The organism is Streptomyces sp. NPDC001315 (assembly GCF_042896175.1).
GTDB lineage: Bacteria > Actinomycetota > Actinomycetes > Streptomycetales > Streptomycetaceae > Streptomyces.
This window is the reverse complement of the sequence record NZ_JBIAWZ010000030.1, coordinates 76,153-91,189: the sequence shown is the minus strand read 5'-3', so window position 1 is coordinate 91,189 and position 15,037 is coordinate 76,153. Positions and strand designations below refer to the sequence as shown.

Genomic DNA, 15,037 nt, shown 5'->3' with positions numbered 1-15,037 from the left:
AGTTCTCAAGGAACGGACGCTTCCTTTGTACTCACCCTCTCGGGCTTTCCTCCGGGCGCTTCCCTTCGGTCTTGCGTTTCCGACTCTATCAGATCTTTCCGATCCGATTTCCTCGGTGCTTTCCAGGTTCCCGCTCTCGCGTTTCCCTTTCCGGCGGTCCCGACTTTATCAGAAGTTTCGAGCCGTTTGATCGGCCGCCCATTTCCGAATGACCGGGATGGCTTCTCCGGAATCAATGTTCCGAGAAGCGGGAAGACACTCACTGTCACCGACCGGACTAGATCCAGTTCCAGGCAACTGTTTGAATCTACCTCCCCACGCAGGCCGTGTCAACAGCTCTTGTGGGGCGAAGGAGAGATTAACAGCTCGGGAAGGCAGTCCGCACATCAGGCGGCCGTCGGCACCGAGGCGCTGCGCTCGGCCTCCTCCACGTCGCCCGTCTCCCCGGCCCTGGCGGCGCGGCCCCCCAGGACAAAGACGTACGTGAGGAAGGCCAGTTCCGCCCCGACTCCGATGCCTATCCGGGCCCAGGTGGGGAGGCCCGAGGGCGTAACGAAGCCTTCGATGGCACCGGAGACGAAGAGGACCAGGGCGAGACCGATCGCCATGCCCACCGCGGCGCGGCCCTCCTCGGCGAGGGCGGCCCGCCTGCTGCGCGGGCCGGGGTCGATGAGGGTCCAGCCGAGGCGGAGACCGGTGCCGGCGGCTACGAAGACCGCGGTCAGTTCCAGCAGGCCGTGCGGGAGGACGAGGCCCAGGAACGTGTCGAGGCGGCCGGCGGAGGACATCAGGCCGATGCCGACCCCGAGATTGAGCATGTTCTCGAAGAGGATCCACAGGACCGGGAGGCCCAGGAAGACTCCGAGGACCAGGCACAGCGCGGCGGCCTGGGCGTTGTTCGTCCAGACCTGTGCCGCGAAGGCGGCCGCGGGATGGCTCGAGTAGTACGTCTCGTACTCGCCGCCTGGGCGGGTGAGCTGACGCAGTTCGCTGGGCGCCGCTATGGAGGACTGCACTTCGGGGTGGGTGCCGATCCACCAGCCGAGCAGGACCGCCACGACGGTGGACAGCAGCGCGGTGGGTACCCACCAGTGGCGGGACCGGTAGACCGCGGCGGGGAAACCGTGGGAAAGGAAGCGGGTGACGTCGCGCCACGAGGCGCGCCTGGTGCCGGTGACCGCACTACGCGCGCGTGCCACCAGTTGGCTGAGCCTGCCGGTCAGCTGGGGATCCGGGGCGCTGGACTGGATCAGGGAGAGGTGGGTGGCGGTGCGCTGGTAAAGGACGACAAGTTCGTCGGCCTCGGCTCCGGTCAGGCGGCGCTGGCGTCCCAGCAGGGCGTCCAGGCGGTCCCACTCGGCTCGGTGGGCGGAGACGAAGACGTCGAGATCCATCGGTTTTGCCTGCTCCTGGGCTGTTCGTCGGCGGCTCGTCGTTGTGTCGGCTTGTCGTACTGCGGCGCGATGCGCCCTCAGCTTGGCAGACTGACCGGTCTCGGGGCAGGCCAGGGAAGGGACGGCGGACGTGAGTGAGCTGGTGACGGGCGAGGCGGTGGCGCTGGAGTTGCGCCCCGCGAGGCTGCCCAGCAGGGCGTTGGCCATTCTGCTCGATCTGGCCGTTGCCATGGTCGCCTACCTGGTCGTGACGGTGGCCTTGGTTTTGTCCACGGCTTCCTTGGACGAGGCCGCGCAGATCGCGGTGTCGATCGCGACGTTCCTGCTTGTGCTGGTGGGCGGGCCGATCGCGGTGGAGACGCTCAGTCACGGGCGTTCCCTGGGCAAGATGGCGGTCGGGCTGCGGGTGGTGCGCGACGACGGCGGACCGATCCGGTTCCGGCACGCGCTGGTGCGGGGCGCGATCGGCGTGGTCGAGATTCTGATGACGTTCGGGGTCGTGGCCGTCATCGCCTCGCTCGTTTCGGAGCGGGGGCGGCGGCTCGGTGACGTGTTCGCGGGAACTCTGGTCGTACGGGAGCGGGTCCCCGTGGCACGGACGAGTTTTGTGCCGCCGCCTCCGCCCTGGCTCGCCGGGCGGTTCTCCGGGCTTGACCTGTCCTCGGTTCCCGATGGTCTGTGGCTTGCGATCCGGCAGTACCTGACCCGGATGCAGCAGTTGGACCCCCAGGTCGGCTGGGCCATGGCGGCACGGCTTGCCGTCGATCTCGCGGATCGTACGGGGGCTCCTGTACCGCACGGGGTGCCGCCGGCCGCCTATCTGGCAGCGGTGGTGCAGGAACGGCAGGTGCGGGAGGTCCGGCGGGCTTTCGGTAACGGGACGGCCGGCGGGTCACCCGGCGTGGTCGGTGCCCCCGGCCCTGCTGTCGGCGGTCCCGTTGCCGCCGGCCCCGTTGCCGGGCGCCCTGATGTCGGCGGGGTGCCCTCGACCGGTGTGCCGGTCACGTACGGTCCGCAGGCGTCGCCCGCGCAACCCGCTTCGGCACCTTCGCCGCAGGCGACAGGGCCCTCTGCGGCGCAGGACGCGACGACGGCCGACCGGCCCTCCACCGGGTTCATGCCCCCCGCCTGATCTTCCGGCGGTCCACCCGGCTCCTCTGCTCCGCCCTGCTCTGCTCCGCCCTGCCCTCCCTGGCCCTCCAGCCGGTCCGCGCCCTCCAGTCGGTCCGCTCCGCGTCGTCTCATCCGAACACCGACGGCGGCGACTCCAAGTCCTCCAGCTCGATTCCAGGGGCCGCGAGCACCACGTCGCCGGCGATGTGCACCGCGTGCTGTTCGCCCGTGTCCAGTGCTGTGACCTGGTATGTGTCCACGGTCAGCGGGCCGTTGTCAGTGCCGTGTGTTTCTCTCTTCACCAAGGCCCAGGACTGGTCCACGGTGCGCGGGGCGAGGACCGGGTCCGTGAAGGCGACGAGACGTACGCGGGTCGCGGAGGTGGAGGGGGTGAGGCGCAGGAGACGGGTGGTGGCGACGAGGAACGCGGGGGACGTGCCGGCGAAGGCGTGCGCGTGGACGTTGCCTTCGGTGGCATGAGTGCCGGTGGGGTCCGTACGGACCCAGGTGACGCCGTCGAGAGCGGCGCCTCGGACCTGCCAGCCGCCCGCGTGGAGTTCGAGGCGGATGGGGCGGCCCAGCTCATCGAGGGCGAGGTCGACCGAGCCGGTGTGGTCGCCCGAGGGGGAGGTCAGCTGAGAGACGTAGCGCCAGCCGGAGGGGCCGGGGGCGCAGTGGAAGTGCTCTTCCGCGAGGGGGGTGTGATCGTGCGGATCGTGGAGCGAATAACGGCCGCGGGGCATGGGGGTCCTGGGTCTTGACGGGCTGGTCGGAACACCGCGACGAGCGGGGCCGGCCGTGAGGGCGCCAACGGGGCAGGCCCCCGACACGGGGGTGCGGGGGCCTGCCTCGGAGGTGCTGCGGCCTGCTGCTGAGGAGCGCGTCAGTGCACGGACGCGCTCACAGCGGGCGGGGCTGCGGACTCAGTAGCGGTAGTGGTCGGACTTGTACGGGCCGTCGACCTCGACACCGATGTACGCCGCCTGCTCCGGACGCAGCGTCGTCAGCTTCACGCCGAGTGCGTCCAGGTGAAGTCGGGCGACCTTCTCGTCGAGGTGCTTGGGCAGCGTGTACACACCGATCGGGTACTCCGACTGCTTGGTGAACAGCTCGATCTGGGCCAGCGTCTGGTCCGCGAAGGAGTTGGACATCACGAAGGAGGGGTGACCGGTGGCGTTGCCCAGGTTCAGCAGACGGCCCTCGGACAGCACGATGATCACCTTGCCGTCGGGGAACTTCCAGGTGTGAACCTGCGGCTTGACCTCGTCCTTGACGATGCCCGGAATCTTCGCCAGGCCGGCCATGTCGATCTCGTTGTCGAAGTGACCGATGTTGCCCACGATCGCCTGGTGCTTCATCTTGGCCATGTCCGAGGCCATGATGATGTCCTTGTTGCCGGTCGTGGTGACGAAGATGTCCGCCTTGTCGATGACCTCGTCGAGGGTCGTGACCTGGTAGCCGTCCATCGCCGCCTGCAGCGCGCAGATCGGGTCGATCTCGGTGACGATGACGCGGGCGCCCTGCCCGCGCAGGGACTCCGCGCAGCCCTTGCCCACGTCGCCGTAGCCGCAGACGACCGCGGTCTTGCCGCCGATGAGGACGTCGGTGGCGCGGTTGATGCCGTCGATCAGGGAGTGGCGGCAGCCGTACTTGTTGTCGAACTTCGACTTCGTCACGGCGTCGTTCACGTTGATCGCCGGGAACAGGAGGACGCCGTCGCGCTGCATCTCGTACAGGCGGTGGACGCCGGTCGTGGTCTCCTCGGTCACGCCGCGGATCTCCGAGGCGAGCTGGGTCCACTTCTGCGAGCCATCGGTGATGGTGCGGTTCAGCAGCTCGAGGATGACGCGGTGCTCGTCGGACTCGGCGGTGTCGGGCGAGGGGACCTTGCCGTCCTTCTCGTACTCGACGCCCTTGTGGACGAGGAGGGTGGCGTCACCGCCGTCGTCCAGGATCATGTTCGGGCCGCCGGTGGGGCTGTTCGGCCAGGTCAGCGCCTGCTCCGTGCACCACCAGTACTCCTCCAGGGTCTCGCCCTTCCAGGCGAAGACCGGGACGCCCTGCGGGTTCTCGGGCGTGCCGTTCGGGCCGACGGCGATGGCGGCGGCCGCGTGGTCCTGGGTGGAGAAGATGTTGCAGGACGCCCACCGGACATCGGCGCCGAGGGCGACCAGGGTCTCGATGAGGACGGCGGTCTGCACCGTCATGTGCAGGGAGCCGGTGACGCGGGCGCCCGCGAGGGGCTGCGTCTCGGCGTACTCCTTGCGGATCGACATCAGGCCGGGCATCTCGTGCTCGGCGAGGGTGATCTCCTTGCGGCCGAACTCGGCCAGGGAGAGGTCGGCGACCTTGAAGTCCTGTCGGTTGTCGACAGTCGTCATTGCGAGCTGCTCCTCGGGTTGGGGCGAGGTTGGGTAGGGCTGGTCTGCGCGGCGGCGGACACAGGAGTGCCCGAAAGGGGACACAGGCATGCCACGTGCGCGCAGCGCAGTCCGTCGGAGGCCCTCTCTCCCTCGGCCGGTCCGCGCTGGGACCGCCCGACCGCCATCAGCAGCGACGTCTGACTCCACCCCAAGCTACACCGGCGGGCCCGGCCGCCCCCAGTCCACCTCCGAACGCATCACGCCGATCACGACAGGCGAAGGGCGGGCGGGGACGAGCGGGGCGGGCCGTCGCGGGGACGGCATCAGGTCACCCCTCGGAGCGGGGGACAGAGGGCAATAAGCCCGTTGAACAGGGAGATTTCGCACCTTTGAGTCGGGCCGCGGATGTTGGCAGGATGCGAGGCGATCGGAACACTGGCATCTGATCGATCTTGCGGGGCGTCCGGGACGGCGGCCCGCGTGACAAAGGCGTTAGGAGATCGACGTGACAAGTCCGGCCGACCCTCCCCCCACGGGCAGCGACGGTGGCGAGCAGAAGCGGCTGAAACTGCTCGCCGTGACCGCGTGCCCGACCGGCATCGCGCACACATACATGGCGGCGGAAAAGCTCGCGCAGGCCGCGGAGAGCCGCGGCATCGACATGAAGGTGGAAACCCAGGGTTCCATCGGGGCCGAAAACATCCTCGATGACAACGATGTCAGAACGGCCGACGGCATCATCGTCGCCGCCGACAAGGATGTGGACCTGAGCCGTTTCGCCGGCAAGCGGGTCCTGACGGTCGGGGTCGCCGAGGGGATACGACACCCCGAACGGCTGATCGACCAGGTGCGGTCGGCGCCCGTGCACATGGCGGACGGCACGGGCGCCCCTGCCCCTGCGGGCGGCAAGGAGCGCGGCGTCGCGTACAAGGCCCTGATGAACGGGGTCAGCTACATGATCCCGTTCGTGGTGGTCGGCGGCTTGCTGATCGCGATCTCGCTCTCGCTCGGCGGGCACACCGACCCCTCCGGTGGTCTGGTCATCCCGAAGGACTCCTTCTGGATGGACGTGAACAACATCGGCGTCATCGGCTTCACGCTGATGGTGCCGATTCTGTCCGGGTACATCGCGTACGCCATCGGCGATCGGCCCGCGCTCGTGCCGGGCATGATCGGTGGCTGGATCGCGAACACCGGGTCGCTGTACGACTCCAAGGCGGGCGCGGGCTTCATCGGGGCGATCGTGACCGGGTTTCTCGCCGGGTACCTGGTGCTGTGGATCAAGAAGGTCAGGGTTCCGAAGTTCGTCCAGCCGATCATGCCGATCATCGTGATCCCCATCGTGGCGACCACGGCGCTGGGGCTGTTCTTCATCTACGTGATCGGCAAGCCGATCTCCTGGGTCTTCGAGCACCTGACCAGCTGGCTGAGCGGGATGACGGGAACGAGCGCGATCCTGCTCGGGGCGATACTCGGGATCATGATCGCGTTCGACATGGGCGGGCCGGTCAACAAGACGGCGTTCCTGTTCGGCGCGGGGCTCATCGCGACCGGCAACCAGACCGTCATGGGCATGTGCGCGGCCGCGATCCCGGTCATGCCGCTGGGCCAGGGACTGGCCACGCTGATCCGCAAGCGGCTCTATACCGAGCAGGAGCGGGAGACCGGTCTGGCCTCGCTGTTCATGGGTTGCTTCGGGATCTCCGAGGGTGCGATCCCGTTCGCGGCGGCCCGACCGGCGCAGGTCATCCCCGCCAACATGCTGGGCGGCGCGGTGGCCGGTGCGACAGCCGGGCTCGCCGGGGTCGAGGACGCGGTGCCGCACGGCGGGCCGATCGTGGCCGTGCTGGGCGCGGTGAGCGGGGTGCCGATGTTCTTCGTGGCCGTGGCGATCGGCACGGCGGTCACGGCGCTGACGACGGTCGCCCTGATCGACATCAGTGAGCGGAAGCGGCGCGGGGAGCCCGTCGCGAGCGGGATCGCGAACGCGTCCGAGCCCGCGCTGGTAGGGGCCGGAGCGGCTGCGCCGGGCGTCGGTGCCGTCGTAGCAGTAGCACCGGAACAGGCCACGCTCAGGGGCGCGCACGCCGAGCCGAGGGTGTCCGCCCCGCAGGCGTCTGTCGGCGCGGGTGAGGGTCAGGGAGCACCGGCAGCCGACGCCGTGCCGGACACCGATGCCGTCGCCGCCGTCGTACCGCCGGCCACAGTCGTCGTACCGGAACAGGCCGCGCACGAGAGCGCGCAGGCCGGCCCGAGTCCGGCCGCCGCACTGGATGACGACCGGGCGGAGGCGGGCCGTGTCGACGTCCTTTCCGGTTACCTCACCGAGCGGACCGTGAAGGGCCGGCTCGATGCCGCCGGTAAGGAGGACGCGATCCGGGAGATGGCGGGGCTGCTGGCGCGGACCGGGCGGGTCGCGGATGTGGACGAGCTCGTGCGCACGGCGTTGCGGCGTGAGGAGCAGGGCACGACCGGGCTCGGGGAGGAGATCGCGATCCCCCATGCCAAGACGGATGTGGTCACCGAGCCCGTCGTCGGATTCGCCCGGTCCGCGGAGGGCGTCGAGTGGGGCTCCCTGGACGGTACGAGGGCCCGGCTGGTGTTCATGATCGCCGTACCGGAGGAGGCCGCGGGCGACGAGCATCTGCGGATCCTGGCGCTGCTGTCGCGGAAGCTGATGGATGCCGGGTTCCGGGAGCGGTTGCTGGCCGCGCCGGACGAGCGGGCCGTACTCGGCGTGCTGCGCGAGGTCGGGTAGCCGAGGGGCCCGCGTCCGCCGGGGCGCGGGCCCGCGTACAGCCCGCTCACAGTCACCCGCTAGCGTCGCGCCCGCGGATGTGCCGCATGGGGAGGGGTGCGATGTCGGGCAGGGGCAGGGGACTGGGAGTCGCGGCCGCCGTGGTGGGGCTGTTGGGGCTGGTGTTGGCGATCGGCTCGTTCGCGTACGGGCGGGAGGCGTACGGGGCCTCGATCGTGTCGAGTGCGAGCATGGCCCCCACGTACGAGCCGGGCGACCGGATCGCGTACGAGCGGGTCGACGGGAGCGAGGTGCGGCGGGGCGATGTCGTCCTGTACTCGGCGCCGGACCGTTACGGCTTCGACCAGCCCGTGATGCAGCGGGTCATCGGGGTGGGCGGTGACCATGTGGTGTGCTGCACGGGTGAGAGCGCCGACGCGCGGATCACCGTGAACGGCAAGCCGCTCGCGGAACCGTATGTGAAGGGTGGCGACGCCGACGGCGGCCTGCACAAGCCGTACGACGTGAAGGTCCCGAAGGGGCGGCTGTTCCTGCTGGGCGACTACCGCGGGAACGCGAGGGACTCACGGTTCTTCGAGTCCGACCACGACGGGACGGTGTCCACGGCCGCCGTCCGGGGCCGGGTCACCGACGGCTACACCGCCCTCGGGGTCATCGGGGTCGGAGTGATCGTCGGGGTCGTTCTCGTCCTGACCGGCGGTGGGCTGGGTATCGCCGCCTTCGTCGTACGGCGGCGGGCGGCGGTGTCGGTACCGCCGCCGTGGCCCCTGCAGGTCTGACGGTCAGTGACCGGTGGCGTTCGGGGTGGGGCCGCCCGGCGTCGCCTCGCGGTCCGGACCCTTGGCGGCCTCGGCCTCGCTGTAGATGTCCGGCTCGAGGTAGATCACGCGGGCGATCGGGACGGCCTCGCGGATACGGGCCTCGGCGGCGTTGATGGCGTTCGCGACCTCGGTGGCCGTGTCGTCGTGCTGGACGGCGATCTTGGCGGCGACCAGCAGCTCCTCGGGGCCGAGGTGGAGGGTGCGCATGTGGATGATGCCGGTGACCGTGTCGCCGTCGACGATCGCGCCCTCGATCTTCTCGACCTCTTCCGTGCCGGCGGCCTCGCCGAGGAGCAGGGACTTGGTCTCGGCGGCGAGCACGAGGGCGATCAGGACGAGCAGGACACCGATGCAGACGGTGCCGATGCCGTCCCAGATCCCGTCGCCGGTGAGCAGGGCGATGCCGACGCCGCCGAGGGCGAGGACCAGACCGATCAGCGCGCCGAAGTCCTCCAGCAGGACGACCGGCAGCTCGGGCGCCTTGGCGCGGCGGACGAACTGCGACCAGGACAGCCCCCCGCGCAGTGCGTTCGACTCCTTGATGGCCGTGCGGAAGGAGAAGCCCTCGGCGATGATCGCGAAGACCAGGACGCCGACCGGCCAGTACCAGTGCTCCACCTCGTGCGGGTGCTTGATCTTCTCGTAGCCCTCGTAGATGGCGAACATGCCGCCGACCGAGAACAGGACGATCGAGACGAGGAAGGCGTAGATGTAGCGCTCGCGGCCGTAGCCGAAGGGGTGCTGCGGGGTCGCCTCGCGCTGCGCCTTCTTGCCGCCGACCAGCAGCAGGAACTGGTTGCCGGAGTCGGCGAGCGAGTGCACGCCTTCGGCGAGCATCGACGACGAACCGCTGAACGCGAACGCCACGAACTTCGATGCCGCGATCGCGAGGTTGGCACCGAGTGCCGCCACGATCGCCTTGTTGCCGCCTGACGCGCTCATGTGTTCGCGTTGTCCCTTCGCCTTCGTGCGTACGCCGTACGGGGTCCCGCCTCGTCGCGGCTTTGCCCGCCCTTTGCCGGTGGGCCATTGTTGCAGCCCTGTCCGGCAGCGGCGCGTCAGGTGTCCACAACCCCGGTCATACGATCACAGTGGCCCGGAAGACCGTGCCGGCTCCGGATATCTCGGTCTTTTCGCCCGCCGGTACGAAAACCGACTGGCCGGGGCCCAGCTCGTGTTCGTCCGCCCGCACGGTACCGGCCGTGCAGAGCAGGATCTGCGGGGTGGCGCTGGTGAGGTCGTGGGCGGAGCCGCCCTCCGGAAGGACGTACCGGGACAGCCGGAACTCGTCGATGGGGGTCTCGTAGACCTCCTCGCCGTCGGGGGACGCCTCCGGGCGCAGTACGCCGGGGTCGCCGGCCTCGAAGCGGACGATGCGCAGGAGTTCGGGGACGTCGACGTGCTTGGGGGTGAGGCCGCAGCGCAGGACGTTGTCGGAGTTGGCCATGATCTCGACGCCGAGGCCGCTGAGGTAGGCGTGCGGTATGCCGGCGCCGAGGAAGAGGGCCTCGCCGGGCTGAAGCCGGACGTGGTTGAGGAGCATGGCGGCGATGACGCCGGGGTCGCCCGGGTAGTGGTGGGCGATGCCGGCGTAGGGGGCGTAGTCGCCGCCGAGGCGGTCGCAGGCGGCCGCGGCCTCGACGACGGTGTGGGCCATCTCCTCGCGGTCTGCGGTGAGGATCGCGGTGAGGACCTCGCGCAGGGCCGCGTCCTCGGGGTGGGCGTGCAGCACGTCGGCGTACGGCTTGAGGGAGTCGACGCCGAGGCCGTCGAGCAGGTCGGCGGCCCGGAGCGGGTCGCGGAAGCCGCACAGACCGTCGAACTCGGTGAGCGCGCAGATCAGTTCGGGCTTGTGGTTGGCGTCCTTGTAGTTGCGGTGCGGGGCGTCGACGGGGATGCTGCGGCGCTCCTCGTCCGCGTACCCCTCCTTCGCCTGCTCCAGGTCGGGGTGCACCTGGAGGGAGAGCGGGGCGCCGGCCGCGAGGATCTTGAGCAGGAAGGGGAGGCGGGGGCCGAATTTGGCCACGGCCGCCGGGCCGAGTTCCTTCTCCGGGTCCGCGTCGACGACCTCGACGAGCGTCCCGCGCGCCGTCCGCGAGGGGGCGCCGGGATGGGCGCCCATCCACATCTCCGCCTGCGGCTCGCCGGTCGGTTCGACGCCGAGCAGCGTCGGAATGGCGGTGGTGGAACCCCAGGCGTAGGGACGGACGGTGTTGTCGAGGCGGTCCATGCTGTGTCTTGGTCTCCGTACGTACGCCGCTCGGCGAGCGCTGGTCAGAAGGTGCGGACCCAGGATCAGGCGCCCGAGGCGAGCGCCAGGTAAACGGCGGCGAAATCCGTGATGGCGATCAGTTCCGCGAGGGTCTCCAGTTCGCCGCCGGGTTCCGGTTCCAGTTCGCTGATCGCCGTGTCGTGGCTGAGGGCCAGGTCACGGGCGGACGGGGCGGCGGTCAGGCCGCCGATCGGGCGGTCGCGAAGCAGCACCACGCGCGCGTGGAAGGCGGGCGGCTCCTCCACTCGGTCGCGGAAGAAGTCGTCGGGGTCGGCGCTGGCGGCGAGCGGGCCGGCCAGCAGGGCGTTGTGCGCGGAGAGCGCCTCGGGCAGTTCGGCGACGAGGGCGGGGCGGCCGGCGAGTTCGGCGAGGGCCGCGGAGAAGCGGCGGCCCGCCGGGCCGGCCGAGATGCCCTCGGTCCAGATCACCGGGAGTGCGTCGGCGAGTTCGGCGGCCAGGGTCTTGGCGGGGTTGCTGTACGTCGCGATGGCGGGGCCGCAGCGTTCGGCGATGTGGTCGAGGCGGTCGGCGACCTTCTCGATGGCGTCGGGTGGGGCGGTGAGCAGGCCGACGCGGTCCAGAAGGGCGAGCAGCGGGGTCAGCAGCGCCCAGAAGATGCCGGGGGCGGACGCGGTGAGGGGGGGTTGCTCGTCCTGATCGTCGTACGGGGCGGTCGCCATCGGTACGAAGAGGCCGTGGGCGCCTTCCACCGCTTCGGCGAGCGGGGTGCGGGCGGGGGCCACGGCGACGACGGAGCAGCCTCGGCGGTAGGCCTGGTCGGCGAGGAGGGAGAGGGACGGTTCGGTGCCGTCGGGGGTGGCGATCAGGAGCAGGTCGACCGAGCCTGCCCAGCCGGGGAGTTCCCAGCGCAGGGCGCCTGCGGCCGGGGCGACGCCGGTGGGGGCCAGACGGGTGACGGGGCTACCGGGGCCGGCGAGGGTGCCGAGCAGGTCGGCGGCGCCGGCGGCGGCGGCGCCGGGGCCCGCGATGAGGACGGCGCGGGGGCGGCCGTCGGGCTTCAGGTCGTGGACGCCGGCCTCGGTGGCGTGCCGGGCGGCGGTGCGCACGCGGGCCCCGGCCTCGGCGGCGCCGCGCAGGAGGGCGCGGTGGTCGGCCTCGGCGAGGGCCTCCGGCGTGTCGAGCAGCGATTCGTCGAGCATGGGCGGCAGTCTCCGATCGCCGGTCGTCGTCAGGCGGGGCGGCGGGCCTCGTCGACGAGGAGGACGGGGATACCGTCGCGGACGGGGTATGCCAGGCCGCAGTCCTGGCCGGTGCAGATCAACTCGGAGTCCTGCTCCTTGAGGGGAGCGTGGCAGGCCGGGCAGGCGAGGATCTCCAGGAGGCCGGCTTCGAGCGGCATTGGGGGGTCCCTTCGGCGGGTGCGTGTTTGCGCGTGCGTGCTGCGTGTACGCGCGCGTGCGGATGTGCCTGGTCAGGGTACCGCCGGTGGCAGTGGGTTGCGGGGGGTTGGACGACGCGGGGTGATCCGGTGGACGGCGCTGGTGTCTTCCGTTGCGGGGTTCCACCCCCGCCGCGTCCCGCCGCCCCGATCCGTTCCGCCCGCTCCTGCCCGCGCCCCTCCGCTCCACGGGGCACGACGACGGTGCGGCGTCAGGCTCGGATGATCGACAGGACCTCGTCCCGTACCTTCGCCATCATCGTCTCGTCCCGTGCCTCCGCGTTGAGGCGGAGCAGCGGTTCCGTGTTGGAGGGGCGGACGTTGAACCACCAGTCGGGGGTGGTGATGGTCAGGCCGTCCAGTTCGTCCAGGGTGACGTCCGGGCGGTTCTCGTACGCCGCCCTGATCGCGGCGAGGCGGTCGGCCTGGTCGGCGACGGTGGAGTTGATCTCACCGGAGCCGGCGTAGCGGTCGTACTGCGCCACCAGGTCCGACAGGGGGCCCTCCTGGCCACCGAGGGCCGCCAGGACGTGCAGGGCGGCCAGCATGCCCGTGTCGGCGTTCCAGAAGTCCTTGAAGTAGTAGTGGGCGGAGTGCTCGCCGCCGAAGATCGCGCCCGACTTCGCCATCTCGGCCTTGATGAAGGAGTGACCGACGCGGGTGCGGACCGGGGTGCCGCCGTTCTCCTTCACCACTTCGGGGACCGTCGAGGAGGTGATGAGGTTGTGGATGACCGTGCCGCTGCCGCCGTTCCTGGCGAGTTCTCGCGCGGCAACCAGGGCGGTGATCGCGGACGGCGAGACGGGGTCGCCGTGCTCGTCGACCACGAAGCAGCGGTCGGCGTCGCCGTCGAAGGCGATGCCGAGGTCGGCGCCCTCATCGGCGACCCGCTTCTGCAGGTCCACGATGTTCGCCGGGTCCAGCGGGTTCGCCTCGTGGTTGGGGAACGTCCCGTCCAGTTCGAAGTACATGGGGACGACGGTCAGCGGCAGGCCTCCGAAGACCGTGGGGACCGTGTGACCGCCCATGCCGTTGCCCGCGTCGACGACGACCTTCAGGGGGCGGATGGAGGTCAGGTCGACGAGAGAGCGGAGGTACGCCGCGTAGTCGTCCAACGTGTCGCGCCGGGTGATGGTTCCCCGTGTCGCCGCCGGCTCGGGGGCACCCGACTCCGTCCACCGCTCGGCCAGTTCGCGAATCTGCGCCAGGCCCGTGTCCTGACCGACCGGGGCCGCACCCGCGCGGCACAGCTTGATGCCGTTGTACTGGGCGGGGTTGTGCGAGGCCGTGAACATCGCGCCCGGCAGGCCGAACGCGCCCGACGCGTAGTACAGCTGGTCCGTCGAGCAGAGGCCGATCTCGGTGACGTCCACGCCGCGTGCCGCCGCACCCCGCGCGAAGGCGCGGGACAGGCCGGGCGACGACGGCCGCATGTCGTGGCCGATCACGATCGCGTCCGCGCCGGTCACCTGGACGAAGGCCGCCCCGAAGAGCTCGGCCAGCGACTCGTCCCACTGGTCCGGCACCACTCCGCGTACGTCGTACGCCTTCACGATCTGTGACAGATCAGCAGCCACGGCCACCCCTCCTGAAAGTCCTGTCGGTCGCCCCAAACTACCCGTACCGGCTGACGGCGCAGTGCGTGGACGCAGCATGGACCTTCGGCCGTAACCTCAGGTCAGGGCGGCGTTCGGCCGAGGGCCGGCGGGATCAGTTGTCCGGCGAGCGCAGCACCCGCAGATGGCCGCGGCGTGCGACCTCCATCGGGTCCGCCGTGCGCGCCCCGCCGCCACCGGCTCCGGCCGCCCGCTCCTGGGGGCGGGCCGCCTCGCGTACGGCGTTGGCAAGCGCTTCCAGGTCGTCACCGCTGGGCCGCGCGGGAGCCGAAGCGTCCAGGAGCCGGACGACCTCCCAGCCGCGCGGGGCGGTGAGGCGCTCGGAGTGCTCGGCGCACAGGTCGTAGCAGTGGGGTTCGGCGTAGGTGGCGAGGGGGCCGAGGACCGCGGTCGAGTCGGCGTAGACGTACGTCAGCGTCGCAACGGCAGGTCGGCCGCAGGCGGTGCGCGAACAGCGACGTACAGGGCTCACGACGTTGGACGGTACCGCACTCTTGAGCGGGCCGCGACGACTCTCCCCCAGGTCACTCCACCGTGTCGTGTTGTGAAGTGCCCCACACGCCCCTCCGGGCACACCCCGCCGACCTGCGCCGACACCCTTTTTCGAACCTTCGGACGGTCCGGAATACAGTCACGACTCGGCACAAACACCGTCAATTGCCTTGAGATCTACGGTCCCGAAGGGATACGGAAACGAGCCCAACCTTGGCCGGAATGGTCATCCTGCGACATGCCGCACAGGTGGGCCGGATGCCGCGTGGGGACCGGGCGGGCGGCCCCGGCGGGGACTAGGCTTCACCGGTGATGGACAACCCCGTACCGCCCCCGGCCGTCGGCCCCGGGCCCCGCCGTCGTGATCGCCACGGGCGCGGCATGCGCGGCCCGATCGCGCCGCCACAGGTGCCGCTCGCCGCGAGCCGCGCCGACGCCTTCGCGGATCTGGTGCAGGACTCCGTGGACCGCCTGGAGCGGCGCTGGCCACAGCTCGCGGACATCGACTTCCTCGTGCTGGAGGTGCCTCGGCTGGACGGGCCGGCCGAGCCCTGGAACGACGAGGCGGTGCCGCTCGGCGGGACGATTCCCGCGCGCGAGGGGCGGCGGGCGCGGGTCGTCGTGTACCGGCGGCCGGTCGAGATCCGCACGAAGGGCCGCGACGAGCGGGCGGCGCTGGTGCACGAGATCGTCGTCGAGCAGGTCGCCGAGCTGCTGGGGCTGACTCCGGAGACGGTGGATCCGCGGTACGGGGAGGACTGAGCCGCCCGCGGACCGACCGCCGCGCCGAGCGCCCTGCTTCGACAGCG

The 15,037-nt window shown here is 70.7% G+C and carries 13 protein-coding genes; 4 read left to right on the top strand and 9 right to left on the bottom strand.

Annotation, left to right across the window (positions count from 1 at the left end):
• Nucleotides 1–386: 386 nt before the first annotated feature.
• Complete coding sequence (locus ACFY16_RS39935; RefSeq protein WP_390652140.1) at nt 387–1,394, bottom strand: stage II sporulation protein M; 1,008 nt, start codon at nt 1,392–1,394, stop codon at nt 387–389.
• Between the two features lie 130 nt (nt 1,395–1,524).
• On the opposite strand from ACFY16_RS39935, the gene ACFY16_RS39930 reads away from it, so the two are divergent.
• Nucleotides 1,525–2,526, top strand: a complete 1,002-nt coding sequence (locus tag ACFY16_RS39930; RefSeq protein WP_390652139.1) for an RDD family protein — start codon at nt 1,525–1,527, stop codon at nt 2,524–2,526.
• Between the two features lie 109 nt (nt 2,527–2,635).
• On the opposite strand, the gene ACFY16_RS39925 is transcribed toward ACFY16_RS39930, so the two are convergent.
• Nucleotides 2,636–3,250: a hypothetical protein gene (locus ACFY16_RS39925; protein WP_390652138.1), complete on the bottom strand. Its 615-nt coding sequence runs from the start codon at nt 3,248–3,250 to the stop codon at nt 2,636–2,638.
• 180 nt (nt 3,251–3,430) lie between these two features.
• Nucleotides 3,431–4,888 (bottom strand): adenosylhomocysteinase, encoded by a 1,458-nt coding sequence (ahcY, locus tag ACFY16_RS39920; RefSeq protein WP_390652137.1) that lies wholly within the window; start codon nt 4,886–4,888, stop codon nt 3,431–3,433.
• Nucleotides 4,889–5,375: 487 nt separating this feature from the next.
• Here ahcY and ACFY16_RS39915 point away from each other — a divergent pair, with 487 nt between their 5' ends.
• Both ACFY16_RS39915 and lepB read left to right on the top strand, forming a co-directional pair.
• Complete coding sequence (locus ACFY16_RS39915) at nt 5,376–7,628, top strand: fructose-specific PTS transporter subunit EIIC (RefSeq protein WP_390652136.1); 2,253 nt, start codon at nt 5,376–5,378, stop codon at nt 7,626–7,628.
• A 101-nt stretch (nt 7,629–7,729) separates the two neighbouring features.
• The gene (gene lepB, locus ACFY16_RS39910) at nt 7,730–8,407 is read left to right on the top strand and encodes a signal peptidase I (RefSeq protein WP_390652135.1); all 678 of its coding nucleotides are present in this window, start codon (nt 7,730–7,732) and stop codon (nt 8,405–8,407) included.
• 3 nt (nt 8,408–8,410) lie between these two features.
• Here the strand turns inward: lepB and ACFY16_RS39905 are convergent, their stop codons facing one another.
• The 6 genes from ACFY16_RS39905 to ACFY16_RS39880 all read right to left on the bottom strand — a co-directional run bounded on the left by ACFY16_RS39905 (nt 8,411) and on the right by ACFY16_RS39880 (nt 14,208).
• Nucleotides 8,411–9,391 (bottom strand): cation diffusion facilitator family transporter, encoded by a 981-nt coding sequence (locus ACFY16_RS39905; RefSeq protein WP_390652134.1) that lies wholly within the window; start codon nt 9,389–9,391, stop codon nt 8,411–8,413.
• A gap of 136 nt (nt 9,392–9,527) precedes the next feature.
• The gene (gene manA, locus ACFY16_RS39900; RefSeq protein WP_390652133.1) at nt 9,528–10,679 is read right to left on the bottom strand and encodes a mannose-6-phosphate isomerase, class I; all 1,152 of its coding nucleotides are present in this window, start codon (nt 10,677–10,679) and stop codon (nt 9,528–9,530) included.
• Between the two features lie 65 nt (nt 10,680–10,744).
• Nucleotides 10,745–11,881, bottom strand: a complete 1,137-nt coding sequence (locus ACFY16_RS39895; RefSeq protein WP_390652132.1) for an SIS domain-containing protein — start codon at nt 11,879–11,881, stop codon at nt 10,745–10,747.
• Between the two features lie 29 nt (nt 11,882–11,910).
• On the bottom strand, nt 11,911–12,081 hold the full coding sequence (locus ACFY16_RS39890; protein WP_109005418.1) for a Trm112 family protein: 171 nt from the start codon (nt 12,079–12,081) through the stop codon (nt 11,911–11,913).
• A 251-nt stretch (nt 12,082–12,332) separates the two neighbouring features.
• Nucleotides 12,333–13,697 carry a phosphomannomutase/phosphoglucomutase gene (locus ACFY16_RS39885; protein ID WP_390652131.1) on the bottom strand — a complete coding sequence of 455 codons (1,365 nt, stop codon included), beginning with the start codon at nt 13,695–13,697 and terminating at the stop codon, nt 12,333–12,335.
• 133 nt (nt 13,698–13,830) lie between these two features.
• The gene (locus tag ACFY16_RS39880; RefSeq protein WP_351144247.1) at nt 13,831–14,208 is read right to left on the bottom strand and encodes a DUF3499 domain-containing protein; all 378 of its coding nucleotides are present in this window, start codon (nt 14,206–14,208) and stop codon (nt 13,831–13,833) included.
• Between the two features lie 332 nt (nt 14,209–14,540).
• On the opposite strand from ACFY16_RS39880, the gene ACFY16_RS39875 reads away from it, so the two are divergent.
• The gene (locus ACFY16_RS39875; protein ID WP_390652147.1) at nt 14,541–14,990 is read left to right on the top strand and encodes a metallopeptidase family protein; all 450 of its coding nucleotides are present in this window, start codon (nt 14,541–14,543) and stop codon (nt 14,988–14,990) included.
• Nucleotides 14,991–15,037: the final 47 nt, after the last annotated feature.